At 64.0% G+C, this 23,143-nt stretch carries 25 protein-coding genes and 1 tRNA gene; 8 read left to right on the forward strand and 18 right to left on the reverse strand.

The features are described 5' to 3' along the window. Nucleotides 1-22: 22 nt before the first annotated feature. The 7 genes from JOE62_RS13710 (at nucleotide 23) to JOE62_RS13740 (ending at nucleotide 6,126) form a co-directional block, all read left to right on the forward strand. A tRNA-Gly gene (locus JOE62_RS13710) sits at nucleotides 23-93 on the forward strand. Between the two features lie 66 nt (nucleotides 94-159). Beyond that, nucleotides 160-1,089 (forward strand): AEC family transporter, encoded by a 930-nt coding sequence (locus JOE62_RS13715; RefSeq protein ID WP_204722766.1) that lies wholly within the window; start codon nucleotides 160-162, stop codon nucleotides 1,087-1,089. A gap of 86 nt (nucleotides 1,090-1,175) precedes the next feature. Continuing rightward, nucleotides 1,176-1,997, forward strand: a complete 822-nt coding sequence (locus tag JOE62_RS13720; protein ID WP_204722767.1) for an amino acid ABC transporter substrate-binding protein — start codon at nucleotides 1,176-1,178, stop codon at nucleotides 1,995-1,997. 73 nt (nucleotides 1,998-2,070) lie between these two features. Next, nucleotides 2,071-2,736 (forward strand): ABC transporter permease subunit, encoded by a 666-nt coding sequence (locus tag JOE62_RS13725; protein WP_128471242.1) that lies wholly within the window; start codon nucleotides 2,071-2,073, stop codon nucleotides 2,734-2,736. Next, nucleotides 2,723-3,490 carry an amino acid ABC transporter ATP-binding protein gene (locus JOE62_RS13730; protein ID WP_128471241.1) on the forward strand — a complete coding sequence of 256 codons (768 nt, stop codon included), beginning with the start codon at nucleotides 2,723-2,725 and terminating at the stop codon, nucleotides 3,488-3,490. Before JOE62_RS13725 ends, JOE62_RS13730 begins: the two co-directional genes overlap by 14 nt. Nucleotides 3,491-3,508: 18 nt before the next feature. After that, nucleotides 3,509-5,038, forward strand: a complete 1,530-nt coding sequence (locus JOE62_RS13735) for a helicase HerA-like domain-containing protein (protein WP_204722768.1) — start codon at nucleotides 3,509-3,511, stop codon at nucleotides 5,036-5,038. Nucleotides 5,039-5,103: 65 nt separating this feature from the next. Beyond that, on the forward strand, nucleotides 5,104-6,126 hold the full coding sequence (locus JOE62_RS13740) for a zinc ribbon domain-containing protein (RefSeq protein ID WP_204722769.1): 1,023 nt from the start codon (nucleotides 5,104-5,106) through the stop codon (nucleotides 6,124-6,126). Here JOE62_RS13740 and JOE62_RS13745 read toward each other — a convergent pair. The 11 genes from JOE62_RS13745 to JOE62_RS13795 all read right to left on the reverse strand — a co-directional run bounded on the left by JOE62_RS13745 (nucleotide 6,123) and on the right by JOE62_RS13795 (nucleotide 17,510). Then, entirely contained in the window at nucleotides 6,123-7,361 is a 1,239-nt protein-coding gene (locus JOE62_RS13745; RefSeq protein ID WP_204722770.1) for an MFS transporter, read from the reverse strand. The two genes, JOE62_RS13740 and JOE62_RS13745, sit on opposite strands and share 4 nt — an antisense overlap. Nucleotides 7,362-7,516: 155 nt before the next feature. Further along, nucleotides 7,517-9,421: an NHL domain-containing thioredoxin family protein gene (locus JOE62_RS13750; protein ID WP_204722771.1), complete on the reverse strand. Its 1,905-nt coding sequence runs from the start codon at nucleotides 9,419-9,421 to the stop codon at nucleotides 7,517-7,519. 149 nt (nucleotides 9,422-9,570) lie between these two features. Further along, nucleotides 9,571-10,326 (reverse strand): hypothetical protein, encoded by a 756-nt coding sequence (locus JOE62_RS13755; RefSeq protein ID WP_204722772.1) that lies wholly within the window; start codon nucleotides 10,324-10,326, stop codon nucleotides 9,571-9,573. Beyond that, complete coding sequence (locus tag JOE62_RS13760) at nucleotides 10,319-12,370, reverse strand: bifunctional copper resistance protein CopD/cytochrome c oxidase assembly protein (RefSeq protein ID WP_204722773.1); 2,052 nt, start codon at nucleotides 12,368-12,370, stop codon at nucleotides 10,319-10,321. The genes JOE62_RS13755 and JOE62_RS13760 overlap by 8 nt, the downstream gene beginning before the upstream one ends. A 65-nt stretch (nucleotides 12,371-12,435) precedes the next feature. Further along, nucleotides 12,436-13,569, reverse strand: coding sequence for a Dyp-type peroxidase (locus JOE62_RS13765; protein ID WP_204722774.1), 1,134 nt, complete (start codon nucleotides 13,567-13,569; stop codon nucleotides 12,436-12,438). Beyond that, nucleotides 13,556-13,987, reverse strand: coding sequence for a copper chaperone PCu(A)C (locus JOE62_RS13770; RefSeq protein WP_338085827.1), 432 nt, complete (start codon nucleotides 13,985-13,987; stop codon nucleotides 13,556-13,558). The genes JOE62_RS13765 and JOE62_RS13770 overlap by 14 nt, the downstream gene beginning before the upstream one ends. A 125-nt stretch (nucleotides 13,988-14,112) precedes the next feature. Next, nucleotides 14,113-14,703, reverse strand: coding sequence for a copper resistance CopC family protein (locus tag JOE62_RS13775; RefSeq protein ID WP_204722776.1), 591 nt, complete (start codon nucleotides 14,701-14,703; stop codon nucleotides 14,113-14,115). A gap of 43 nt (nucleotides 14,704-14,746) precedes the next feature. Next, complete coding sequence (locus JOE62_RS13780; protein WP_204722777.1) at nucleotides 14,747-15,355, reverse strand: hypothetical protein; 609 nt, start codon at nucleotides 15,353-15,355, stop codon at nucleotides 14,747-14,749. A gap of 168 nt (nucleotides 15,356-15,523) precedes the next feature. After that, on the reverse strand, nucleotides 15,524-15,808 hold the full coding sequence (locus tag JOE62_RS13785; RefSeq protein WP_013349906.1) for an HU family DNA-binding protein: 285 nt from the start codon (nucleotides 15,806-15,808) through the stop codon (nucleotides 15,524-15,526). Nucleotides 15,809-16,082: 274 nt separating this feature from the next. After that, nucleotides 16,083-16,367 carry an HU family DNA-binding protein gene (locus JOE62_RS13790; RefSeq protein ID WP_204722778.1) on the reverse strand — a complete coding sequence of 95 codons (285 nt, stop codon included), beginning with the start codon at nucleotides 16,365-16,367 and terminating at the stop codon, nucleotides 16,083-16,085. Nucleotides 16,368-16,541: 174 nt separating this feature from the next. Beyond that, nucleotides 16,542-17,510: an SDR family NAD(P)-dependent oxidoreductase gene (locus tag JOE62_RS13795; protein WP_204722779.1), complete on the reverse strand. Its 969-nt coding sequence runs from the start codon at nucleotides 17,508-17,510 to the stop codon at nucleotides 16,542-16,544. A gap of 220 nt (nucleotides 17,511-17,730) precedes the next feature. Between JOE62_RS13795 and JOE62_RS13800 the strand changes: the two genes are divergently transcribed. Next, nucleotides 17,731-18,309 (forward strand): DnaJ family domain-containing protein, encoded by a 579-nt coding sequence (locus JOE62_RS13800; protein WP_204722780.1) that lies wholly within the window; start codon nucleotides 17,731-17,733, stop codon nucleotides 18,307-18,309. A gap of 61 nt (nucleotides 18,310-18,370) precedes the next feature. Here JOE62_RS13800 and rpsN read toward each other — a convergent pair whose 3' ends face one another. From rpsN to JOE62_RS13835, 7 genes are all read right to left on the reverse strand, one after another. Beyond that, nucleotides 18,371-18,676, reverse strand: coding sequence for a 30S ribosomal protein S14 (gene rpsN, locus JOE62_RS13805; RefSeq protein ID WP_038990287.1), 306 nt, complete (start codon nucleotides 18,674-18,676; stop codon nucleotides 18,371-18,373). A gap of 3 nt (nucleotides 18,677-18,679) precedes the next feature. After that, on the reverse strand, nucleotides 18,680-18,850 hold the full coding sequence (rpmG, locus tag JOE62_RS13810; protein WP_013349910.1) for a 50S ribosomal protein L33: 171 nt from the start codon (nucleotides 18,848-18,850) through the stop codon (nucleotides 18,680-18,682). Between the two features lie 2 nt (nucleotides 18,851-18,852). Further along, the gene (rpmB, locus tag JOE62_RS13815; RefSeq protein ID WP_013349911.1) at nucleotides 18,853-19,089 is read right to left on the reverse strand and encodes a 50S ribosomal protein L28; all 237 of its coding nucleotides are present in this window, start codon (nucleotides 19,087-19,089) and stop codon (nucleotides 18,853-18,855) included. Between the two features lie 328 nt (nucleotides 19,090-19,417). Beyond that, nucleotides 19,418-19,918 (reverse strand): MarR family winged helix-turn-helix transcriptional regulator, encoded by a 501-nt coding sequence (locus tag JOE62_RS13820; RefSeq protein ID WP_204722781.1) that lies wholly within the window; start codon nucleotides 19,916-19,918, stop codon nucleotides 19,418-19,420. A 340-nt stretch (nucleotides 19,919-20,258) separates the two neighbouring features. After that, nucleotides 20,259-21,056: an ABC transporter permease gene (locus JOE62_RS13825; RefSeq protein ID WP_204722782.1), complete on the reverse strand. Its 798-nt coding sequence runs from the start codon at nucleotides 21,054-21,056 to the stop codon at nucleotides 20,259-20,261. A gap of 1 nt (nucleotide 21,057) precedes the next feature. After that, on the reverse strand, nucleotides 21,058-21,981 hold the full coding sequence (locus JOE62_RS13830; RefSeq protein WP_204722783.1) for an ABC transporter permease: 924 nt from the start codon (nucleotides 21,979-21,981) through the stop codon (nucleotides 21,058-21,060). Next, nucleotides 21,978-23,111: an ABC transporter ATP-binding protein gene (locus tag JOE62_RS13835; RefSeq protein WP_204722784.1), complete on the reverse strand. Its 1,134-nt coding sequence runs from the start codon at nucleotides 23,109-23,111 to the stop codon at nucleotides 21,978-21,980. The genes JOE62_RS13830 and JOE62_RS13835 overlap by 4 nt, the downstream gene beginning before the upstream one ends. Nucleotides 23,112-23,143 lie beyond the last annotated feature (32 nt).

Genomic DNA, 23,143 nt, shown 5'->3' on the forward strand with positions numbered 1-23,143 from the left:
TCAATAGGCCGCTCGGAGCACTGCGGGCGTAGCTCAATGGTAGAGCGCTAGCTTCCCAAGCTCGATACGCGGGTTCGATTCCCGTCGCCCGCTCAAGCGAACGCCGGGGCACCAATGGTGCTCCGGCGTTTCTGTCCCTGCAGCCAGCGAAGGAGCACGATGACCGGAGTCCTCGAAGGCTTCTCCATCATCTGGGTCGTCATTCTCGTCGGCTATCTGGTGGGCCGCACCGGGGTCCTCGGCGACCAGGGCCGCCACGTTCTCAGCCGGGTCACCTTCTTCGTGGCCAGCCCGGCCCTTCTGTTCACCACCCTGGCCGAGTCCGATCCGGTCTCCGTGCTCGGGCCGCTGCTCTGGGTGGCTGCGCTGTCCGCGGCCTTGACCGCGGCGATCTACTACCTGGCGACGGTGCGGACGCTGAAGCGGCCGGCATCGGAGAGCATCATCGCCGCGATGTCCGCCTCCACGGTGAACTCCGCGAACCTGGGGCTGCCCATCGCGTTGTACGTGCTCGGCGACATGTCCTATGCGGCCCCGATCATACTCTTCCAGCTGGCCCTCTACCAGCCGGTCAATCTGGCGATGCTGGATGCCAACACCTCTCGGCACCGCACCACCCGAATCGCCTTGCTGCTGGCTACCGCGAAGAACCCGATGATCATCGGTTCGCTGCTCGGTCTGGTCGTGGCGCTGACCGGCGTCGAGCTGCCTTCGATGGTGCTGGAACCCATCGATCTGATTGCCGGCGCCTCGATTCCCGCCATGCTCATGGCTTTCGGCATTTCGCTGGTGGGCTCTAAGCCGCTGGAAAAGAAATGCGGCCGCCGCGCCGACGTGCTGATCGCCGCGGCAGCCAAGCTGCTCCTGCACCCGTTCCTGGCCTGGGTGCTGGCCTACTGGGTGTTCGGATTGCGTGGAGAGCTGCTGGTGGCCTCGGTCATCATGGCCGGCCTGCCGACCGCGCAGAACATTTTCGTGACGGCCATGCGCTACGACCACGGGGTGGTCGTTGCGAAAGACACGGTGCTGGTCACCACCATCTGCGCGATCCCCCTGATGATGCTGTTGGCGATCATCCTCGGAATCTGAGGTAACTTCGCACCGCAGGAATAATCGATCATCACTAGAGTGTTGTATGGACTACTGGTTTTATCCGCTCCCCTAGTGAGGTCATCATGAAGCGCACTGCACCCCTGCTGGCTGCCGCCACAATCGTCGCCCTGTCATTGAGCGCCTGCGGGTCCTCCGGCTCGCCGGCCTCCCCCAGCGCATCGGGTGGCGCCTCTGCTGAAACCGGCGACACTTTGAAGAAGGTCAAGGATTCCGGAGTGCTGACCGTGGGCACCGAAGGCACCTACCGTCCCTTCTCATACCATGAGGGCAGCGAGCTGACCGGCTACGACGTCGAGGTGATCGAAGCCGTCGGCGAGAAGATGGGCGTCGAAGTCAAGTTCCAAGAGACCCAGTGGGACGCGATCTTCGCCGGCCTGGATGCCGGCCGTTTCGACGTCATCGCCAACCAGGTCTCGATCAACCCGGAACGCGAAGAGAAGTACCTGTTCACCCAGCCCTACACCGTTTCCACCGGCGTGGTGGTGACCAAGAGCGACAATACCGACATTACGTCCTTCGACACGCTCAAGGGCAAGACCACCGCGCAGTCGCTGACCAGCAACTTCTACGAGACCGCCAAGGATGCCGGTGCGAATGTCGAACCGGTTGAAGGCTGGGCCCAGTCGATCACCCTGCTCAAGCAGGGCCGTGTCGATGCCACCGTTAACGACAAACTGACCTTCCTGGACGCGCAGAAGGCCAACCCGGATGACAGCATCAAGATCGCCGCTGAATCCGATCAGAAGAGCGAATCCGCTGTCGCCCTGCGCAAGGATTCCACCGAACTGGCCAAGGCCATCGACACTGCCCTGGACGAGCTGCGCGCCGACGGGGAACTGACGAAGATCTCCGAGAAGTACTTCGGCGAAGACGTCAGCAAGTAGCAAGCACTATCAGTAGACTGGCTCCACACGTGAGAACGCGTGGAGCCAGTCTCATTTGCGCAAAAGGTAGCCCATGGATCCGAAATGGCAATTATTCCTCGACTCGCTCGGGCCGTTGGCCCTCGGTGCGATCACCGCAACCATTCCGCTGGCCCTGATCAGCATGGCCCTGGGCCTGGTCATCGCCTTGCTGATGGCGCTGATGCGGATCAGCAAGAACCCGGTGGTCTCCTCGATCGCCCGGATCTACATCTCCATCATCCGCGGCACACCGCTGCTGGTGCAGCTGTTCGTCATCTTCTACGGCATGCCCTCGGTGGGCCTGGTCATCGACCCGTGGCCCAGCGCCATCATCGCCTTCAGCCTGAATATCGGCGGCTACGCCGCTGAGATCATCCGTGCGGCAATCCTCTCGGTCCCCCGGGGCCAATGGGAAGCCGGCTATACCCTTGGCATGTCGCGCACGCGCACCCTTTACCGGCTGATCCTGCCGCAGGCAACCCGGGTGGCCGTGCCACCGCTGTCGAACTCGTTCATCTCGCTGGTCAAGGACACCTCGCTGGCCTCCACCATCCTGGTCACCGAAATGTTCCGCAAGGCCCAGGAGATCACGGCTTCCACCTATGAGTTCCTGCTGCTCTATTGCGAAGCAGCGGCCATCTACTGGGTGATCTGCCTGGTGCTTTCGGCCCTGCAAAACTCTGTTGAAGGAAGGCTTGAAAAGTATGTCGCCAAGTAATTCCCCCCTGCTGGCGGTCACCGGCCTGCACAAGGCGTTCGGGGCGAACCAGGTGCTCAAGGGCATCGACTTCACCGTGCATTCCGGCGAGGTGCTGGCCCTGATCGGCCCGTCAGGCTCCGGTAAGACCACCGCCCTGCGTTGCCTGAACGGCCTGGAAATCGCAGATGCCGGTTCCGTCGGATTCGCCGGCGGCCCGGAAGTGTCCTTCAGCGCCGGGATGAAGCCCAAGTCCGCGCAGATCCTGCGCAATCGCTCTGCGATGGTGTTCCAGGGGCACCACCTGTTCCCGCATCTGACGGTCCTGCAGAACGTGAGCATCGGTCCGATCGAGGTGCAGAAGCGTCCCAGGGACCAGGTGCTGGCCGAGGCGAAGAAGCTGCTGGCCCGCGTGGGCCTGGAAGCCAAGGCCGATGACTACCCGAATTCACTGTCCGGCGGACAGCAGCAGCGCGTAGGAATCGTGCGCGCGCTGATGCAGCAGCCTGATTTGCTGCTCTTCGACGAGCCCACCAGCGCGCTGGATCCGGAGCTGGTCGGCGAAGTGCTCACTGTCATCAAGGAATTGGCCCAGGAAGGCTGGTCCATGGTGCTGGTGACCCACGAGCTGGCGTTCGCCCGGGATGTGGCCGACACCGTGGTGTTCATGGATGGCGGGGTGGTCGTGGAGACCGGCCCAGCCGCACAGGTGCTCGGCACGCCGAGGAACCCGCGGACTCAAAGTTTCGTCCAGCGTCTTTTGCACCCGTTCTAAAAGCAATAGAGTGAAACCATGACACAGGAATCGAATACCCTGCTGACCAGCCTCGTTGAAGGATATGCCTTCGAATCCGCATGCCTGGAGCTCGGGGCCGCACTGATCGACGGCAAGCCGGAGCCGACTGCGCAGGTCCGCCTGCCATTGAAGATGCTCAACCGCCACGGCCTGATCGCCGGCGCCACGGGCACCGGCAAGACCGTCACCCTGCAGACCATGGCAGAACAGCTCTCAGTGGCCGGCGTTCCGGTATTCCTCGCCGACGTCAAGGGCGATCTGACCGGTCTCGCGCAGCCTGCCGAACCGTCGGACAAGCTCACTGCCCGGCTGGCCGAATTGGGCCACGAATTCACCGCCCGCACCAACCCGGTCGAATTCCTCAGCCTCGGCGGCAAGGGCGAGGGCGTTCCGGTACGCGCCAGCGTAGACGCTTTCGGACCGATCCTGCTGGCCCGCGTCCTGGAACTGAACGAGACCCAGGAAGAATGCCTGCAGCTGATCTTCCACTACGCCGACTCCAACAAGCTTCCGCTCGATGACCTCAGCGACCTGAAGGCGGTCATCAGCTTCCTGCTCAGCGACGACGGCGCCCAGGCGCTGGCGGGCCTCGGCGGGGTTTCCTCGTCCACCGCGTCGGTGATCCAGCGCGGCATCACCATCATGCAGACCCAGGGCCTGGACCAGTTCTTCGGCCAGCCCGAGTTCGATACCGCCGACTTCCTGCAGGTGCGCGACGGCGCTGGGGTCATCAGCATCCTGGAACTGCCCTCGGTCAGCTCCCAGCCCATGCTTTTCTCCACCTTCCTCATGTGGCTGCTGGCCGACCTGTTCGAAGACCTGCCAGAAGCCGGCGACCTGGACAAACCCAAGCTGGTGTTCTTCCTCGACGAAGCCCATCTGCTCTTCAAGGATGCGACCAAGGCGTTCACCGACGCGATCATCAGCACCGTGCGGCTGATCCGATCCAAGGGCGTCGGCTTGTTCTTCATCACCCAGTCCCCGACCGACCTGCCCGATGAGGTGCTCGGCCAGCTGGGCAACCGCATCCAGCATGCGGTGCGCGTGTTCACGGCCAAGGACCAGAGCGCGCTGAAGCAGATCATCAAGACCTTCCCCTCCGGCGAGCTGGACCTGCAGGAGGCGCTGACCCAGGCTGGTGTCGGCGAAGCGGTGGTCACCGTGCTGGGCGAGAAGGGTGCGCCGACCCCGGTCGCCTGGACCAAGATGTCCTCGCCGGGATCCACCATAGGGCCAGCCTCCCCGGAGCGGATGGCGCAGGTCCGCGGCAGCTCGACGCTGGCTGCGGAGTATTCCGCCGCGGTGGATCGCGATTCCGCCCGTGAAATGCTCGAAGCACGGGCCGCGCAGCCGGTGCAAGCTGTTCCCGAGGCGGCGCCGGAACCGCGCAGGGAAAGCGCCCCACGCCAGAGCCGGCCACGGCAGGAGGAGAACCCGATGATGGACATGGCCATGGATGCCGCGAAGGTGATTGGCCGGGAGCTGATCCGCGGCTTCTTCGGCAACCGCAAGCGCCGCCGCCGGTAGTATTACCCGCCATTCCAGCACGCCGTTTACTCACTGCGCCCGGAAACCAGATAGCCTAGCTACTGATGAACACTCGTAATTCCATGCCGATCTCCGCTGCCCGCCTGGCCCTTCGCTGGGCCTTGGCCGCAGTGGCAGTCATCGTTCTGGTCATTGCCGGATCGATCGCCGCCAACCGCACGCTCTTCTCCCCGCAGCATCAGGTGAAGGCGCTGCAGCAGCATTTGGCCAAAGGCGAAGGCGCCGAGGCCTTGGGCCTGATGCAGGCCCAGGTCCCGGAGGGCGACGCGGTGGCCCTGGACGGGGATGTGCTCAAGCGCACCCAGGCCGGGATTACGGAATTCACCACGGACAAGGCCCAGCCGGTCGACGGCGATGAGCAGCTGCGCACCGTCACCGCGCATTACAAGGCCCACGGCGTGGATAAGGATTCCACCTACACGCTGCGCCACGCCGGCAAATCCTGGCTGCTGTTCGACAAGTGGGCCTTCGAGCCGAGCACGCTGCCCAGCGTGAGGATCAAGGCCAACACCGTCAACGAGGTCACGGTCAACGAGCAGAAGATCCCGCTGTCCGCCGGCGTGAGCACCCTGCCGGTGTTCTACCCTGCGATCCTCGACGCGAGCTTCAGCACCAAGAATTTCGCGGCCGACACCCGCGGCATAGTGGTCACAAGGCCTGCCGCGGAACCGGTGGAGATCGCGTTGAAGACGGAGCCGACCAAGGAATTCATCGCAGCCATCAACACCAAGGTGAAGAAGTACCTCAACGACTGCGCCGAGGAGCAGGTTCTGATGCCCTCGGGCTGCCCGTTCGCCTACAACACCTCCGCGCGCGTGGACCCGGCAACCATCGACTGGTCCATTTCGAAGTACCCGACCATTGAAGTGAACTACTACAACGGCGCCTGGGTACTCTCCCCGCTGAAGACCACCGCCACCTTGACGTTGACCGAGCAGGATCTGCGCACCGGTGCCAAGGCCAAGAAGACCGTCAAGGAGGACTACTCCTTCACTGCCCAGCTGACAACCAGCACCACCGAAGTGTCGGTGGTCCCGGTGGCCGGCGGCGAACAGGTGGCCCGCTAGCGCCCGAGCAGTTCGCGGAACTGGCTGCGCAGCGGCACCGCGTTGGTCTTGAACTTCTGCCAGACCAGCAGCGCCGCCAGGCTGGCGGCCAGCGACAGCCCGGACCCGATGGTCACGGCGATCTGGATCCCGAACAGTTCGGCGAACCAGCCGATCAGCGGCGAGCCAATGGGCGTTCCACCCATCACCACCATCAGGTACAGTGCCAGCACGCGCGCCCGGTACTGCGGCGGCACCGAGGTCTGCACCATGGTGTTGCAGCTGTTCAGGAAGGTCAGCGACCCCAGTCCCACCGGGATCAGCACCAGGGCGAACGCGATGTAGTTGGGCATCCATGCGCTGGCGACCCCGGCGATGCCGAAGCACACGCCGCCGCCGATCAAGTAGCGCCAACGCGGAGCCGAACGCCGTGCCGCCAGCAGCGCGCCGCCGAAGGTGCCCACTGCCATGATGGAGCCCAGGATCCCGTACTCCCCGGCTCCCACCCCATAAACCTCGGTGGCCATCAGCGCGTTGGTCATCTGGAAGTTCAGCCCGAAGGTGCCGATTACCCCGGCCAGGAAGAAGATCAGCAGCAGGTCCTTGCGATTCTTCACATAGGCGATGCCTTCGCGCACCTGCCCCTTGGCCCGCTCTACCGGCTTGGAGGGGTTCAGCGCGTCCTTGCGCATGAACACCAGCGAGGAGATCACCGCAAGGAAGGAAGCGCCATTGAGCAGGAAGGCCGGACCGGTACCGACCAGGGCGATGACCGCGCCGGCCACGCCTGGACCGGCCAGCCGGGCCAGGTTGAAGTTCGCGCTGTTCAACGCCACCGCGTTGGCCAGATGGGAGCCGGGGACCACTTCGGAGACGAATGCCTGGCGTGCCGGCGCATCGAAGGAGGACCCGATGCCCAGCAGGGTGGCCAGCACGTAGACGTGCCAGAGCTGCGCGGTGCCGGTGACTACCAGCAGGCCGAGGATCAGGGCGCAGGATCCCATGAAGCTTTGGGTGAAGATCAGCAGCCGGCGCTTGTTGAAGCGGTCGGCGATCAGTCCGGCATAGGGGCCCAGCAGCAGCACCGGCAGGAATTGCAGGCCTGTGGTGATGCCGGTGGCCACCGCATCGTGGTCCGTGAGCTCGGTGAGCACCAGCCAGTCCTGGGCCACGCGCTGCATCCAGGTTCCGATATTGGAGACCAGCGCGCCGATCACCCACAACCGGTAATTTGGTATTTCCAGTGCACGGAACATTTTCGACGCCATACATATCGCCGGATCCCTCCGGCTCCTCCCGCCCTCCAGTCTAGCGACTTGGGCCGGAATATGCTGAGGTTTCCTCAGATTATCGCTGTGATGCCACCTTTCGCCGGGCATGCAAAAAGGCGCACCCTCGGGTGCGCCTTTTTCTAGTTCACGCCACGCAAATCCAGCAGCAGCTCGTTCTCGCCGTCCGCGTCCAGCACCACCGGGATCCCCCAGTCCTGCTGGTACAGGTGGCAGGCCGCGTGATCGGGGATCTCGCCGCCCGGCTCGCCGTCGCAGGCCGCCGCACGGGCGGTAATGTGCAGCACGCCGTCGGCCACCTCTGGGTTCAGCTCCAGGGTGCGGGTCAGGCCCACCGAGGTGCCGGCCCCATCGAGGAGCAGCTCCTCTGGGCTGGCCGAAATCTTCAGCTGGGTCGGATCGCCCCAGCGGTCATCGAGCTTCTGGCCCTTCGGCGCGGCGAAGCGCACGAGGATCTCGTGCTTTCCGGCCTGCACACGGGTCTTGGGGCGCTGGGTCTGGCTGGCGCCTTCGTCCACCACCAGGGCCTCGGCAGGAATCGGGATGCGCACCAGCTGGTGGGTGTTGGTCTCCACGACCAGCAGCACCGGGTCGCCGTCCACGGTGGCGTCCACCAGCACGTCGGCCGGCTCCTTCAGCCCCTTGGCCAGGGTGGAAACGGTCTTGGTGGCCGGGTCGAAGCGGCGCACCGCCCCGTTGTACGAGTCGGCGATCGCGATCGAGTGGTCAGGCAGCACCGCAACGCCCAGCGGGTGTTGCAGGCGCGCCGCCTCGGCGTCGCCGTCGCGGAAGCCGAAGTCGAACAGCCCGGTGCCCACCGCGGTGTGCACCGACTGGGCCTGGCCGTCCTCGACCTCGATCCAGCGCAGGGCGCTGGTTTCCGAGTCGGCGATCCACACGTTCTCGCCATCCAGGGCCAGGCCCGAGGACTGGGCGAACCAAGCCTGGTCCGGTGCCCCGTCGGCCAGCCCTTCCAGGCCGGTGCCGGCGAAGACCGACACAGCGGACGTGCGCGGGTCGAAGGCGAAGATCTGGTGGGTGCCGGCCATTGCGATGATGATCTTGCCCGAAGGGTGGTAGAGCACATCCCATGGGGAGGACAGCGAAATGTTCAGCGCGTCGGTGCCCAGCTCGGTGGGCTGGACTTCCTGGCGGGCGTTCTCCGAGTCCAGCAGGCGCTGCACGCCGTTGCCGGCCAGGGTGCCCACCTGCCCGGTGGCGAGGTTGACCGAACGCAGGCGGTGGTTGACGGTGTCGGCGACCACAACGTCATAGCCGAGTTCCGCGGCCAGCTCGGCCGGCAGCGCGGCCAGCCCCTGCAACTCATTGAACTGGGCGGTCTGCGCATCGCCATCGGCGTAGCCCTTCACCCCGGAGCCGATGGTGCGCACGACGGTCAGGTCGCCCGCCAGCTCGACGAGCCGGTGGTGGCCCGAGTCGCCCACCAGGAAGTTGCCATTGGCCAGGGCGATGGCCTTGCCCGGGAAGCGCAGGTCGCCTTCGCGGGCCTCGGGAGCCACGTACGGCCCGTTGCCGCGGTGCAGCGTGCCCTTGGCTTCGTGCTCAGCCACCAGTTCCTCGATCAGCGAGCCCAGGCCCTGGGCGTGGCCCTCGCCGGAAAGGTGGGCAACGATGTAGCCCTCGGGATCCAGCACCACCAGGGTTGGCCAAGCACGCGCCCCATAGGCCTGCCAGGTGACCAGCTCCGGGTCATCGAGCACCGGGTGGTGGATCTCATAGCGTTCCACGGCTGCGGCCAGCGCGTCCGGATCGGCTTCGTGCTCGAACTTCGGCGAATGCACGCCGACGGTGACCAGCACATCCGAGTATTTCGCCTCCAGCGGGCGCAGCTCGTCGAGCACGTGCAGGCAGTTGATGCAGCAAAAGGTCCAGAAGTCCAGGATCACGATCTTGCCGCGCAAGGCATCCAGATCCAGCTGCTTGCCGCCGGTATTCAGCCAGTTCCGGCCCAGCAGCTCGCTGGCGCGCACCTTGTAATTGGCGCGGACGGATTCGGAAGTGCTCATGGTGGTCCTTTCGCTGTCACCGCGGCTGCGGCAATTCGAACCTCAATTATCTGCCACCGCCGCCCGAACGGGCGAACGGTGTTAAGCAACATTGAGAAAAGTGTGAAGTTCTTGCTGGTGCAACCACCGGCCCGGGCCGGGTATTCCCGCTAGGGCAGCTGCGCGAGCACTGTGTCCATGATGCTGGTGGCCACCTTGTTGAAAGTGGCATCCTGCAGCGAGGTCGCGGACATGAAGGAAACCATCACCGCGTACTGATCGGTGCTCTTGATCAGCACCAGCGAATCCTGCGCATACTGCCCGTCGCGGCTGTAGTACAGGGCCGAATCGGCTTCCGGCACGCCGGGATCCGAGAACTTCAGGGTCTCGCGGTAATCCAGGCCGTTGAGCTTCACGGTTTTGCATTCGTCCAGGATGGTGGCCACGTTCTTGTTGTGCGCCGCCAACTTCGCCGCCTGGTCGCCGAGCTTGGCGACCTCCACCGAACCGGTGATCGACTGGTTCTCGTTGGTGAAGTCGGTGCGCGCCGCCTCGGTGCCCAGCTGCACCGGCGACCAGTTCAAATCCTCGATCGGGGCCGAGCACTGGGCCGGCAGCACCACGATGTCCTTGAGCGTGTCGGTGGGCGGCGTGGCCAGGGATTCGAGGTCCTTGCCCTGGATCTTCGCGCTGGCGGGGAAGCCGAGCTCGGCGGCCATCACTGCCCCGGCGGTGGTGGCCACCTGCGCGGTGGTCATTTCCGCAGGCTCTTCAGCTTTCTCGGAGGCGCTGGGTGTCGCGGTGCCCTGCACGGCGATCTTGTGGGTCTCGTCCTGCGGCATCTCCTGCTCCGCGGAGCAGGCGGTGGCCGCGAGCAGCGCGCAGGCCAGCAGCGAGGAGGCGAGGATCTTCTTGGTGCTAGGCACGGGGGTCCCTTCGGTCGGCCTGCTTGTAGCGGGCGAACATTTCGTTGTAGGCAGCCAGCTCGGCATCGTTGTCGCGCTCGGCCTGGCGGTCGTAGCGCTTGGTGTCCTTCTTGTCTTGGCGCAGCCAGGAGATGACCACGAAAATCGCCAGCACCAGCGTCGGCACCTCGCCGATCGCCCACATCGCCCCGGCGCCCACCACCTGGTCCTCCAGCGCGGTGCCGCCCCAGGTGCGGCCCATGTTCCCGAAGTAGTCGGGGGCCAGCAGGGTTTCGGTGCTCATCAGCGCGACGCCGAAGAAGGCGTGGAAGGCGACGGTGGCCAGCAGCACCACCAGGCGCATCGGGTACGGGTAGCGCTTGGGAACCGGGTCGGCGTCCACCAGCGACAGGGCGAACAGGTAGCCGGTGAGCAGGAAGTGCAGGTTCATCAGCTCGTGGCCGGCGTGGTAGCGCATGGCCGGTTCGAGCAACGGGGTGAAGTAGAAGACCACAATCGAGCCGGCGAAGTTCACGGCAGCGAAGATCGGGTGGGTGATCACCCTCGAGTAGCGCGAGTGCACCAGGTAGAGGATCCATTCGCGCGGGCCGCGGGTGCCATCGGCGCGCGAAGGCAGCACCTGCAGCAGCAGCGTGACCGGCGTGCCCAGGACCAGGAAGATCGGCACGATCATGGTCAGCGACATGTGATCGACCATATGGGTGGAGAACTGGATCTTGCCGTACACCGCCACCGCGCCGCTGGTCACGTAGAACAGCGCGAACAGGCCGACGATCCAGCTGGCCAGGCGCAGCACGCTGGGCTTGTCCCCGCGGCGGACGAGCTTGATGAACGCCCAAAGGTACACGGCCAGGCCGAACAGGCAGACCGCCACCCAGATCCAGTCCATCCGCCAGGTGGTGAACCAGGCGGCCGCGTCCGGTGCCGGCGGCAGGTCATAGCCGGTGAGCAGGCGTGCCGGGGTCGCTTCGGCCGGCGGGGCATCGGAGGTCGGCGGGGCGGTGCGCGCCAGCACGGTGGCCACCGACATCACTGCGGCCATCAGGACGACCTCGGCGGCCACGACCTGCCAGGCCGCGCGCAGCGCGGTGAACTTGCCTTCCAGCAGCTTCGGGATCACCATCCGCCGGTGCCACAGGCCCAGCATGCCCAGTGCCAGGGTGATCAGCAGCTTCACGATCACCAGGGTTCCATACGGGGTCAGCCACTGGTCCCAGTCGGTGATGCGGATGACCGCGGAAGCCAGCCCGGAGCCGATCATCAGGAATACCGCGAAGGTAGCCAGCGCCGAATAGCGCTTGAGCACCACCCCGGCCAGCACCTGCCCGCGGACCCGGCCTGGCGCTTCGCCTGCCAGCGTCGGGGCGAGCAGGGCCAGCACCATGATGCCGCCGAACCAGAGGACCACGGCCAGCAGGTGCAGGCCGATGGAGTTCACCGCGGCGAAGTGGTCGTCTCCCCCGGCCGCGTGGCCGATGAACGCCAGCGGCAGGATGCCGAGCAGCGAGAAGAGGGCGCTGAGCCCCACCGTGGTCTTGGAGCGCACGGCCAGCGCCAGCGAGCTGGTGATCGCCGCGATCACCACCATCCAGGCCCAGGCCCGTCCGGTGGTGATCGACAGGATGTAGTCCAGGATCGCTGCCGAGTACTGCGGATCCAGGCTCATCGGGATGCCGGCCAGGTCCCAGAAGGTCAGCAGCATGACGGTGGCCGCGGACAGGGTCCACACCACAGCCGCCCCGGCCGCGATATTCATCGTGCGGGTGAACACCGGATGGGCGTCCCCTTCGGTATCGCGGGTGACCTTGGCGGCCCGCGGGATGATCGCCGCTGCGAAGACCAGGGCTGCGATGCTCAGCGACATCGAGGCGTGGTGGATGGCCCGGGAGATGGGCAGCGACCAGCGCACGAACGCCCCGGGATCGGCCAATTCCGCCGGCCGGGCAATCCCGGTGAACAACACCGCCGCCAGGAAGGCCACCGCCGCAGCGATGATTCCGGGCAGGATGAAGCGGGCAATTGAAACTGTACGCTGTGTATCCATAACCTTCTCATCATCTCATTGTTCGCCCGGCCGGTCACCGTGCGGCCGGTCGGGTTGGGCGCATCTCACATTTTGAGCTGCTCCCCCAGGTAGCCGCCTTCAGCCACCCCGGGCAGGATCGCATACAGGCCCGATCCCACCGGCTTCAGCCAGGTGTTCAGCGCATCCGCGGCCGCCAGCCGGTGCTGCACCGGGATGAAGCTGGTTGCCGGGTCGCGCTGGTAGCTGGCGAACAGCAGGCCCGAAGCCTGCCCGGCGAAGTTGTAGCCCCGCCGGTGCATGACTTCATCGGCGCTGCCCGGCCTGGCCAGAGCCACGTGGGCGTTGGCCGCGATTGCCGGAAGCCCCAGCCCATTGGCCGCGGCCAGGTCCACCGGGTCATCGACGCTGCTGCCGGACAGCGGCGAACCGTCGGCCTGCCGCCGGCCCAGCGCGTGGTCGCGTCCTGCGGTGTCCACCTCGTCCCAGCCGTCCAGGTCCATTTCGAACCTGCGCAGCGCCAGCGTGGTCCCGTTCTCGATCCAGCCCGGCTGGCCGAACACCGCTTCCTCGCGCAGCTCCCCCTCGGGGTTGCTGATCCCGTCCAGCTGGCCGAACAGGTTGCGGAACCCGTGCACGCCGGGGCTGGCGAACCCGGTTTGGGCGAAGCGGCGGGAGGCCAGGCCGCGCAGGTTCTTGGACACCGCCCGCACTGCATGCTGCAGCACCGTGGGATCCTGCGCGCAGAACTGGATCAGCAAATCGCACTGCCCGTACTGCTGTTCGAGCCGGTCGCCGGCGAAATGCGGCAACGTGCCGACCTGCCCGTGTCCGGCCACGTCGAGCAGGCTCTGGCTCAGCCCCACGGTGAGCGTCAGTTCGCATCCGGGCTGCGCCATTTCCGGTTCGGTGTCGGCCAGCACTCCGCGGCCGCTGGCCAGCCTGGCCGCATCATCGGTGATCATCTGCAGCATCGCGCGCAGCTGGCCCTTCTTCGATCCTTCGCGCCAATGCAGATCCCATCCGGCGAACACCACGTGGGCTTGCTGGCGATCGATGATCCCCGACTGGTACTTGCCGTAGAACGGGCGGTAGCCAGGCACGGCGGCGGCCGCTGGGACGCTGAGCTTGCCGGTCCCGAAACCGGCGAGCATTCCGCCCAGCGCGGCGGCCGCTGTGGTGCCCAGCAGTGTCCGGCGATCCACGCTAATGCCCGGCATGCTCGTCGTAGCTTTCCTTGGCTCCGTCGAAGTTGCGGATCGGAAAATCGACCTCGGTGCTCGACCCGTCGGCGAACTCCAGCGTCAGCCTCTCCGTCTGGGCGACCACCAGCGGCTGTTGCAGGTCCATGAACATCAGGTGGTTTCCGCCCGGTGCCAGCACCGCGTCCTTCCCGGGTTCGATCACCAGGTCCCCTTCGAGCTGCGCCATCGTCATCCCGGTGCCGGTGCCGCGCATTTCGTGGATCTGGATCTCGTCGCCCTGAGGCTTGCTGATCTGGTGCAGCGCAATCGGGGTGGCCGACGTGTTGTGCAGGATGCCGAACGCCGCGCTCATGCCGGATTCGGCGGCCTTGGCCCAGGTCTCGCTGGTGGACAGGGCGTCGGCTTGCCGCGCTGTTTCCTGCTCGCTGCCCAGTGCGGGCGAGCCTGCGCCCTGTTTCCTGCTCGCTGCCCGGTGCGGGCGAGCCTGCGCCCTGTGCGCAGCCGGTCAGCAGCAAGCCAAAGGCAGCGGTGGCCTCTGGCGCACCGGAAGAGCGGGAGTTACTTGGACTGGCGCATGAACTTGGCAAGCACGCCCAGCGCACCGCCGAGGATGACCACGCCGATGATCACCCAGATCACCGGGCTCATCGAGCTGCCCAGTTCCTGGACCGGGTTCTGGCCTGGTTCCTCGTCGGCGGACCCGGCAGTTTCGCTTGGAGCGGCTGGCTCGCTGGAGCTGACCAGGGTCGGCTCGGCCTGCGGCGCGTCGATGCTGAAGCCGATCTTGTTCTCGATCGGGTGCCCGTCAGAGGACACCACGCGGTAGGCCAGCTGGTACTCCCCGTTGGCCAGTTCCTGTGCCGGGGTGATGGTGACCTTGGTGCCCTTGGTCTGCGCTTCGGCGTCGATCTTTTCCCCATCAAGGGTCAGCGAGACCACCGTGGAGTCCACGTCGGATAAGCTCTGGAGCACACCGGAGAATTCCAGGGTGATGTCTTCCGGGGCCTGCTTGACGGTTGCCCCGTCCTTCGGGGTGGAGCCGATCAGCTGGTCGTGGGCGTTCGCGGCACTAATCGAGCCGGCAAAGGCCAGCAGGGAGAACGCCAATACGGCGATCACGCGCGAGATCTTCTTGGTTGCTACGGTCATGGTTTTCCTTCCAAGCCCCTGTCGGGGCGCTTCGATTCTTTTCTCAGGCGGCAAGAATGAAGCAGGGAGGACCGCGGCGCTCCGGCAGCCTTCCCAGTTGCGCCAGCTTGAGTTGGAAGCGCAAGGGGAAGTAGGCGCGGAGCGGCCGGGCAGCGGGAGCCTGCACGCGAATGCGCGCGAGGATCCGCCGGGCCGTTGACAGTGTGAGGCAGCTGCCCAAGACCTTGAGCAGGCGTTCACCGCCGTTGAGCACCACAACGCTGGCGATCGCGGCCAGCACGTGGGCGTAGAGCATCGATTCGGTATGCACGTTGGCGTACTGCGCGGTGATGTTCTGCGCCAGCTCCAGATTTCGTCCCGCATGATGGACGTGCTCCATGCCGGAAACATCGCCGCTCGGGTGGCTCATCACCGACAGGCTCAAGTGGTAGAGCCCTTGGCTGAGCAGCACGACCAGGCTGGTTGCCCACAGGGAGAATTTACGGCCAACCAGCACAACACTGATCGCCGCGGAAACGCAGGTAATCAGCACCATGGCCACGACCGACAGCGCAGTGGGCGCGCTGTGGGCGTGGGCGGCAAAAGCTGTCCAGGTGCACACGCTTGCCGCTAACCAGCCGCGCAGTACGCGGGCAGCGGGTTTCTGTGACACGGTGGGCAGCCATTCTTAGTGGAAATCTTCAATCATGGCTGATTCTACGCGAAGTAGAAGTATGCCTCAAACGGTGCCCAAATGGCATCAGATAAAGCGAAAGGCCCGTCCCCGACTCCTGGATTTCTCCGGAGCGGGTCGGGCCTTGCGCAAAGCTCTACAGGAAGCTTACTTCTTGGCTACAGCAGCCTTCAGCTTCGAACCAGCGGTCAGCTTGACCGAGTGGCCAGCAGGAATCTGGATTGCTTCACCGGTCTGCGGGTTGCGGCCGGTACGAGCTGCACGATCGGTGCGCTCTACAGCCAACCAACCTGGGATCGACACCTTCTCACCCTTGGAAATCTGGTCGACGAAAACCTCGAAGACTGCATCCAGAACACCGTTGACGGCAACCTGGGAGTTTTCGGTCTTCGCTGCAACAGCAGCAACAAGTTCGCTACGGTTCATAGCCAATGTATGGTCCTCCTGGACTAGTGATCCAAGACCCTCTTCCGGGCCCGGGCGCCGCGCGGTCGCACGGACTTATCAGTGAGAACATATCAAACGTTTTGCCCCGAAACACCGGAAAACAGGCGGAAAACCGGGATTTTTTCAACTAATTGCAGATTTCTTGGCTCAACGGCACCATTTTCGAGCTGAATGAAAGCCATTGCAACGCTGCTTAACGCGGCAAGGCCCGCCAAACCGAGGACGGATGGCGGGCCTTGCGCAAAGCTCTACATGAAGCTTACTTCTTGGCTACAGCAGCCTTCAGCTTCGAACCAGCGGTCAGCTTGACCGAGTGGCCAGCAGGAATCTGGATTGCTTCACCGGTCTGCGGGTTGCGGCCGGTACGAGCTGCACGATCGGTGCGCTCTACAGCCAACCAACCTGGGATCGACACCTTCTCACCCTTGGAAATCTGGTCGACGAAAACCTCGAAGACTGCATCCAGAACACCGTTGACTGCAATCTGGGAGTTTTCGGTCTTCGCTGCAACAGCAGCAACAAGTTCGCTACGGTTCATAGCCAATGTATGGTCCTCCTGGACTAGTGATCCAAGACCCTCTTCCGGGCCCGGACGCCGCGCGGTCGCACGGACTTATCAAGAGTTGAACTTACCAGCTGGCGGCGACAAAAAGTGCATCATCATGCGGATTCTGCTGAATTCTTAGCCAAATCGAAGGTGTGAAAGTTCACCCGGGACCTACAGCGCGAATGGATCGAGTCCCTCATTTGCCTTCACGAACAGCTCCCAGGCTTTGCCTTGCAGCTCTTTGCCGCGGGTCGCTTTCGCCGGGCTGGCCAGTACCGTTGGGCCCTTCGTCAGGAATTTCGGCCCCAGGTAGCAGCCTCGTGGCGCGGCATCCAATTCAGGTGCCAAGGCCGCTTCGACCAAGGCCACCGCTCCTTCGTGTTTGCCCTGCGCGAAACCAGCCTGCAATTGGCCGATCAGCCGCTTGGCATAGTCCGGCTCATTGATGCTGAGCACCTGCGGGGACAGCCCGGAGAGCGCATATCCCGGATGGATCGCCAGCGCACGAGCCGGCAGTTCCAGCTGGCGCAGCCGGTGGTCCAGGGCCAGGGTGAACGCCTGCACTGCCGCCTTGGACTGCACATAGGCGCGGTAGGGATGGTAATCGCGGGCCAACGCCAGATTCTTCGGATCGGTGGCCAGCATTCGGGTGGACATCGACCCCAGGCCGATGAACCGCATCGGCTGGCTGAAGCGGTCGGCGAGTTCGCCGGCCAATCGTGCGTGCCCGATGAAGTTGGTGCTCATGGTCAGCTCGTAACCGAGCAGGCCCGCTTGGCGTTCCCGCGGCGCCCGGATGATCCCGGCGTTGGCGATCAGCGCGTCCAGTGGCCGATTGCGCAGCTCGGCCGCCAGTCCCATGGCAGATTCAATGCGTGAGGAGTCGTACTGCATGAATTCGACACGGGCCTCCGGAACGCGCCGCCGGATCTGCTCCATCGCATGTTCTGCGCGGCTTTGGTTGCGGCAGGCAAGAATGACCTGTGCGCCGGCCTGCGCCAGGCCGAGGCTGGCGAAGAAACCGAGGCCGCTATTCGCGCCGGTCACTACGACGGTCTTGCCATGGCCCAGTGGCGCCCACCGCTTCCGGTTCGCGTAGATGTCGGCTGCGGGTTGCGGATAGGTGGTCGCTGGCTTCATGGTTACACGCTACTACAGGGCCGGCGGTCGAATGCCGGTGGGACATGGCAGTTGAGCCAAACCCCGCAGCTACCTCGCAGCAGCATGTGGTGCCCATGATCTTCGGCGATCCGCCCGGACCCGCGAGGATTGATTTTATTCGCCCAGCTCCTGCGTGGATTGCTCCGGAAAGCCTGCACGCGCATTGCCGGGTTCCGGCCCGCGGTGGGATCATTGGAAGATGGAGCATAACGATGCCGCGCTGAATGCGGCCCGGTACAAGATGAAGCAGGACAGCGAGCCGCTGCCCGTGGATGAGTATGCGCAGGCCACCGGGATGGCTCCCGTTGAGAAGCAGAAGACTCCCCTGCAGCTGCATGCCGAAGACGAGGCCTGGGAGGTGGCCAACTCGGTGCTCGATGAGGCCTTCGCCCGCGGCGACTTCGACAATCTGGCTCTTGCCGGACAGAAGATCGACCACATCACCAGCAATGACGATCCCGACTGGTGGCTGAAGTCGATGATGCGCCGTGAGCAGCTCACCGGTCTGGGGCCACCTGCGCTGACCTTGCGGGTTGAGGATGAGCAGATGGAGCAAACCCTGGACCGCTTGCCCACCGAGCGTGCGGTGCGGGAGCATATCGAGGATTTCAACGCCCGCATCATTGAGGCCCGGCGCCAGCTGCTGGGCGGACCTCCGGTGATCACCGCGTTGCGCGATTCCACTGCCGAGGTGCTTGGCTGGCAACAGCGCCGCGCGGAGAAACCTGCACAGCAGGAAGAGCAAGCGCCCCCGAAACGCCGGTGGTGGCGGCGTTAAATGGCGAAGCCGCCCTCCCGAAACGGGAAGGCGGCTTGCTAAGTCAAAAGACTTGCAGGTCTTACCAGGAAGACTTGGTGATGCCCGGAAGCTCACCACGGTGTGCCATGTCGCGGAAGCGAACACGGGAGATGCCGAACTTCTGGAAGGTACCGCGTGGGCGACCGTCGATGGCGTCGCGGTTGCGGACGCGCACTGGGGAAGCGTTGCGTGGAAGCTTCTGCAGTCCTACGCGTGCAGCTTCGCGAGCTTCGTCGGTTGCGTTTGGATCAACCAGGGTCTTCTTCAGTTCGAGGCGCTTTGCAGCGTAACGCTCGACAATGACCTTGCGCTGTTCGTTCTTTGCGATCTTGGACTTCTTGGCCATGTCTTAGCGCTCCTCTCGGAATTCTACGTGCTTGCGGACTACCGGGTCGTACTTCTTCATGACCATGCGGTCAGGGTTGTTACGGCGGTTCTTACGGGTTACGTAAGTGAAACCGGTTCCAGCGGTGGACTTCAGCTTGATGATCGGACGTACGTCCTTATCCTTCTTTGCCATGTTTAGAGCTTCACACCCTTCGCAATCAGGTCAGCAATAACAGCGTCGATACCGCGAGCATCGATTACCTTGATGCCCTTGACCGACAGGGTCAGGGTCACCTTACGGCGCAGCGAAGGCACGTAGTAGGTCTTCTTCTGGATGTTCGGATCGAAACGGCGCTTGTTGCGACGGTGCGAGTGGGAGATGCTATGTCCGAAGGCCGGAGTAGTACCGGTTACCTGGCAAACAGCTGCCATGATCACTCCTCAGTTAGTTAGTAGTAAAATTCGGCGGTACTCGCGCACAGTGCCCATACCTAAATATCGACACGGCTTGATGCGTTATGAGTCCCGCCAACCAGTGAAACACCGTTAATACTGCACACTAGGAAGGTAACCAGGCTGGGTGAGAACCAACCGAAGAGCCTTAAAGTATGTAAGTCGGTGAACTTCGCAACCGGTCGAGCAATTTCCCCGTACTCAGTTGGCCACGATATTCGGTATTACGGGCAACGCGCAGTCGTTCTGCCGTCAGACGGCATAGCAACACACGCGATTAACGCCTGATTAGCTTATCGAGAATTTCTCAGTGTTCCAAATCGGAATTCTCTGAGTTCAGGATCCAATGATCAGCATCGAGAGCTGTCGTGATCTTGCGCGTGATCCGCGTGAGATCCTTAACATCCTTGTCATCGAGGGTATCGAAGAGCAGCCCGCGCACCGAGGCGACGTGATGAGGCGCCATGCGCTGCACAGCTTCCCACCCTTCTTGCGTTAATGAGGCGATTTTCACACGGGCGTCTTCCCCAGACTGCTCGCGGATCACCCATCCGCGCTTCTCCAGCTTCTTCACCACATGCGACAGCCGTGACAGCGAGGCGCTGGTATGCGAGGCCAGTGTCGTCATCGTCAACTGGTGGTCCTTGGCCTCGGAGAGCATGGCGAGCATGTGATAATCGAAAAGCGTGATGCCTTCCAGTCCCTGCAGATCGGAATCCAGGGCAGCCGGCAGCAAAGTCATGACCGCATGTAGTCCAAGCCAGGCGTCGCGTTCAGGCTGAGAGAGCCAAACTGGCTTATCACTCATGAAGTTTCCAATCGTTTCGAGAACTGCAATTATCGGTTCGGGAATGTATCAAACAGTAGGGTACATACCGTAAAGCTAAGTATTTACTATATGTCAGATGCCCATAAATCAGCTCTGTGCCAATATTTCCATCCGCTAGCCATCCTAATGGGCTCTCGTCTCGGGCTCTTTGCGCCGGCACGCTTCCTGCGTTTAAGCGGAAGAACTGCCACCGGCCGATGCGCATGCCCACGCTCCGTACCAGGCCAGGGTCTCCCGACGGCTTTGCCGGACCGGCACGCAGGGCATGCCAAAGGTCCGCGCTCCAGGAGCGCGGACCCGGGCACGGATTCCGGGGCAGCTAGGAATTTTCCAGCTGCTTCCTCTTGCGGTAGCTGATCACCTGCCCGATGACCACCACGAGCAGGGCGAGGATGAACATCGCCGAGCCAATGACATTCGCCTGGGCTGGAATGCCGCGGGTCGCTGCCACATAGATGAACTTCGGGAAGGTCTGGAAGGTGCCGGAGTTGAAGTTCGTGATGATGAAATCGTCGAAGCTCATCGCGAAGGACAACAGCGCGGCGGCCACGATGCCCGGCAGCAGCAACGGGAAGGTCACCTTCCAGAAAGCTGTGCGCGGCGAGGCATAGAGATCGGCGGCAGCTTCCTCCAATCGCGGGTCCAGCGAGGAAACCCGCGCCCTGACCGTGACGATCACGAAGGACATGCAGAACACGATGTGGGCGATCACGATGGTGGTGTAGCCCAGTTCCCAACCGAGGTTCAGGAACTGCGCCAGCAGCGAAGCGCCGAGCACCACTTCCGGCGTCGCCAGCGGCAGGATGATCAGCACGTCGGTGAGCTTGCGGAAACGGAACTTGTAGCGGACCAGGCCGATGGCGATCAGCGTGCCCAGGGCGGTGGCGACAATGGTGGCCACCGTGCCGACCTGCAGCGAGTGAACCAGCGATTCGCACACTGCCGGAGCGCCGCAGGGGTTCTGCCAATTCGACAGGGTGAAGCCGCGCCATTCCAGGTTGGTGCGGCCTGCGTCGTTGAAGGAGAACACGAAGATGTAGGCGATCGGGACCAGGAGGTAGATGAAGGCCAGCCCGCCGACGGCTGGAATGAACCAGCGTCCGATTTTCTGCTTCATGCTACATCAGCTCCTCGGTGCCGAAGCGGCGGATATAGATCGTGACCAGGATCAGGATCGAGACCATCAGCACGAAGCTCAGGGCCGAGGCGCCGGGGTAATCGATGACCTTGAAGAACCTGGAGTCGATCACCTGGCCGATCATCGTCGTATTGCGGTTATTGCCCAGCAGGGCCGCGTTGACGTAGTCGCCGGCGGCGGGGATGAACGTCAGCAGGGTGCCGGCGAAGACGCCCGGGGCGCTCATTGGCAGGGTCACCTTGAAGAACGAGGTCATCGGGCTGGCATACAGGTCCCCCGAGGCTTCGAGCAGCCGGGTGTCCAGCCTGCCCAGGTTCGCGTAGATCGGCAGCACCATGAAGGGCAGGAAGTTGTAGGTCAGGCCGGCGACCACCGCGAACGGCGTGGCGGTCAGGTGCCCGTCGGCCGGCAGGATCGCGAGGAACTTCAGTGTTTGGGCGATGAACCCCTCGTCGGCCAGGATCTGCTTCCAGGCCTGGGTGCGCAGGATGAAGCTGGAGAAGAACGGGGCGATCAGCAGCACCAGCAAGATGCCCTGCAGCAGCGATTTCTCGCGCAGGCGGACCGCCACCAGGTAGGCCATCGGGAAGCCGATGAGCAGCGCCAGCACGGTGGCGATCAGCGCGAAGCCGAAGGAACGCAGCAGCTCGGGCCAGTAGGCGGCGAGCACCGTGGCGTAGTTGCCGATTTCGAAGCCCGGCACGAACTCGCCGATTTCCGCGCCTTCGGGCTTCACATACAGGCTCATCGCCAGCAGCACGACCACGGGCAGCGCGAAGAACAGGGCCAGCACCAGCATGCCGGGGGCAATCAGGTAGACACCTGTGCGCCCCTTGCGCCGTTCCGCCCGGATTTCCTCGCGGCTGCGCAGGTCGGCGATCCCCTTCCTAGTCATCAGCGTCATGTCTGGTCCACCCCCGCGTCCTCATGCTCGGCGCCGGCCAGGCCGAAGGAATGCTGGGCATCCCAGGACAGGTGCACGGTGTCGCCTTCGGCGGCCGGCTGCTGGCCGCGGTTCTGCGCGAACGTCCCGATGGTGCCGATGCCGTCCACCTCGACCAGGTATTCGGTGGTGGTGCCGGTGAAAGACACGTCGATCACGGTCCCTGACAGTCGGTTCTCCCCCGCATACCCGTCGCGCGAGATCGAGATCTTCTCCGGGCGCACGCCGACGACCACTTCGCCCGAAGCCTGCACCGCGCGGTCGGCGGGCAGCAGGATCGTCTGCCCGTTGACCAGGACGCTGAGCATCCCTGCCTCCTGGCCTGTGACCGTGCCGCGCATCAGGTTGGACTTGCCCAGGAAGTTCGCGACGAACGCGGTCTTGGGCAGTTCGTACAATTCGCGCGGCGGGCCCATCTGCTCGATTCGCCCGCCATTCATCACCGCGACCACATCGGCCATGGTCATGGCCTCTTCTTGGTCGTGGGTGACGTGGATGAAGGTCAGGCCCACCTCGGTCTGGATGTTCTTCAGCTCCAGCTGCATCTGCCGGCGCAGCTTCATATCCAGCGCTCCCAGCGGCTCATCGAGCAGCAGCACCTGCGGGCGGTTGACCAGCGCGCGGGCCAGTGCCACCCGCTGCTGCTGGCCGCCGGAGAGCTGGATCGGCTTGCGGTTTGCAAGATGCCCCAGCTCCACCAGCTCCAGCCCGGCCTTCGCCTTGTCCATTGCCTGCTTGTCCTTCTTGCGCTTGAGCCCGAAGGCCACGTTCTCCAGCACGCTCATGTGCGGGAACAGCGCATAGGACTGGAACACGGTGTTCACCGGACGCTGGTGGCTGGCCAACCCGGTCACGTCTTGCCCGCCGATCGAAATGCTGCCCTCGCTGGGCGCTTCCAGGCCGGCGATCATGCGCAGGGTGGTCGACTTGCCGCAGCCCGACGGACCGAGCAGGGCGAAGAAGGTGCCCGAAGGGACAACCAGGTCGAGCTCCTTGACCGCCACGAAGCTGGAAAAGCGCTTGGTGATCCCCGACAGGTGCAGGTCCGCACCCGTGGCAGTGGTTTCAGTACGCGGTGCCAAAATTGTCATGCCCCTATCACTTCCTGGAACTGGTTCTGGTC

Origin of the sequence: Glutamicibacter nicotianae, assembly GCF_016907615.1 — a bacterium.
Classification (GTDB): Bacteria; Actinomycetota; Actinomycetes; order Actinomycetales; family Micrococcaceae; genus Glutamicibacter; species Glutamicibacter nicotianae.

Bases quoted from the DNA above. Each gene is read 5' to 3' on its own strand.
- JOE62_RS13735 (WP_204722768.1), top strand. From the start codon at position 3,509: ATGACACAGGAATCGAATACCCTGCTGACCAGCCTCGTTGAAGGATAT.
- JOE62_RS13825 (WP_204722782.1), bottom strand. From the start codon at position 21,056: ATGAAGCAGAAAATCGGACGCTGGTTCATTCCAGCCGTCGGCGGGCTG.
- rpmG (WP_013349910.1), bottom strand. From the start codon at position 18,850: ATGGCAAAGAAGGATAAGGACGTACGTCCGATCATCAAGCTGAAGTCC.
- JOE62_RS13730 (WP_128471241.1), top strand. From the start codon at position 2,723: ATGTCGCCAAGTAATTCCCCCCTGCTGGCGGTCACCGGCCTGCACAAG.
- JOE62_RS13720 (WP_204722767.1), top strand. From the start codon at position 1,176: ATGAAGCGCACTGCACCCCTGCTGGCTGCCGCCACAATCGTCGCCCTG.
- JOE62_RS13740 (WP_204722769.1), top strand. From the start codon at position 5,104: ATGAACACTCGTAATTCCATGCCGATCTCCGCTGCCCGCCTGGCCCTT.
- JOE62_RS13715 (WP_204722766.1), top strand. From the start codon at position 160: ATGACCGGAGTCCTCGAAGGCTTCTCCATCATCTGGGTCGTCATTCTC.
- JOE62_RS13745 (WP_204722770.1), bottom strand. From the start codon at position 7,361: ATGTTCCGTGCACTGGAAATACCAAATTACCGGTTGTGGGTGATCGGC.
- JOE62_RS13800 (WP_204722780.1), top strand. From the start codon at position 17,731: ATGGAGCATAACGATGCCGCGCTGAATGCGGCCCGGTACAAGATGAAG.
- JOE62_RS13820 (WP_204722781.1), bottom strand. From the start codon at position 19,918: ATGAGTGATAAGCCAGTTTGGCTCTCTCAGCCTGAACGCGACGCCTGG.
- JOE62_RS13775 (WP_204722776.1), bottom strand. From the start codon at position 14,703: ATGACCGTAGCAACCAAGAAGATCTCGCGCGTGATCGCCGTATTGGCG.
- JOE62_RS13795 (WP_204722779.1), bottom strand. From the start codon at position 17,510: ATGAAGCCAGCGACCACCTATCCGCAACCCGCAGCCGACATCTACGCG.
- JOE62_RS13760 (WP_204722773.1), bottom strand. From the start codon at position 12,370: ATGGATACACAGCGTACAGTTTCAATTGCCCGCTTCATCCTGCCCGGA.
- JOE62_RS13750 (WP_204722771.1), bottom strand. From the start codon at position 9,421: ATGAGCACTTCCGAATCCGTCCGCGCCAATTACAAGGTGCGCGCCAGC.
- JOE62_RS13765 (WP_204722774.1), bottom strand. From the start codon at position 13,569: ATGCCGGGCATTAGCGTGGATCGCCGGACACTGCTGGGCACCACAGCG.
- JOE62_RS13835 (WP_204722784.1), bottom strand. From the start codon at position 23,111: ATGACAATTTTGGCACCGCGTACTGAAACCACTGCCACGGGTGCGGAC.
- rpsN (WP_038990287.1), bottom strand. From the start codon at position 18,676: ATGGCCAAGAAGTCCAAGATCGCAAAGAACGAACAGCGCAAGGTCATT.
- JOE62_RS13830 (WP_204722783.1), bottom strand. From the start codon at position 21,981: ATGACGCTGATGACTAGGAAGGGGATCGCCGACCTGCGCAGCCGCGAG.
- rpmB (WP_013349911.1), bottom strand. From the start codon at position 19,089: ATGGCAGCTGTTTGCCAGGTAACCGGTACTACTCCGGCCTTCGGACAT.
- JOE62_RS13725 (WP_128471242.1), top strand. From the start codon at position 2,071: ATGGATCCGAAATGGCAATTATTCCTCGACTCGCTCGGGCCGTTGGCC.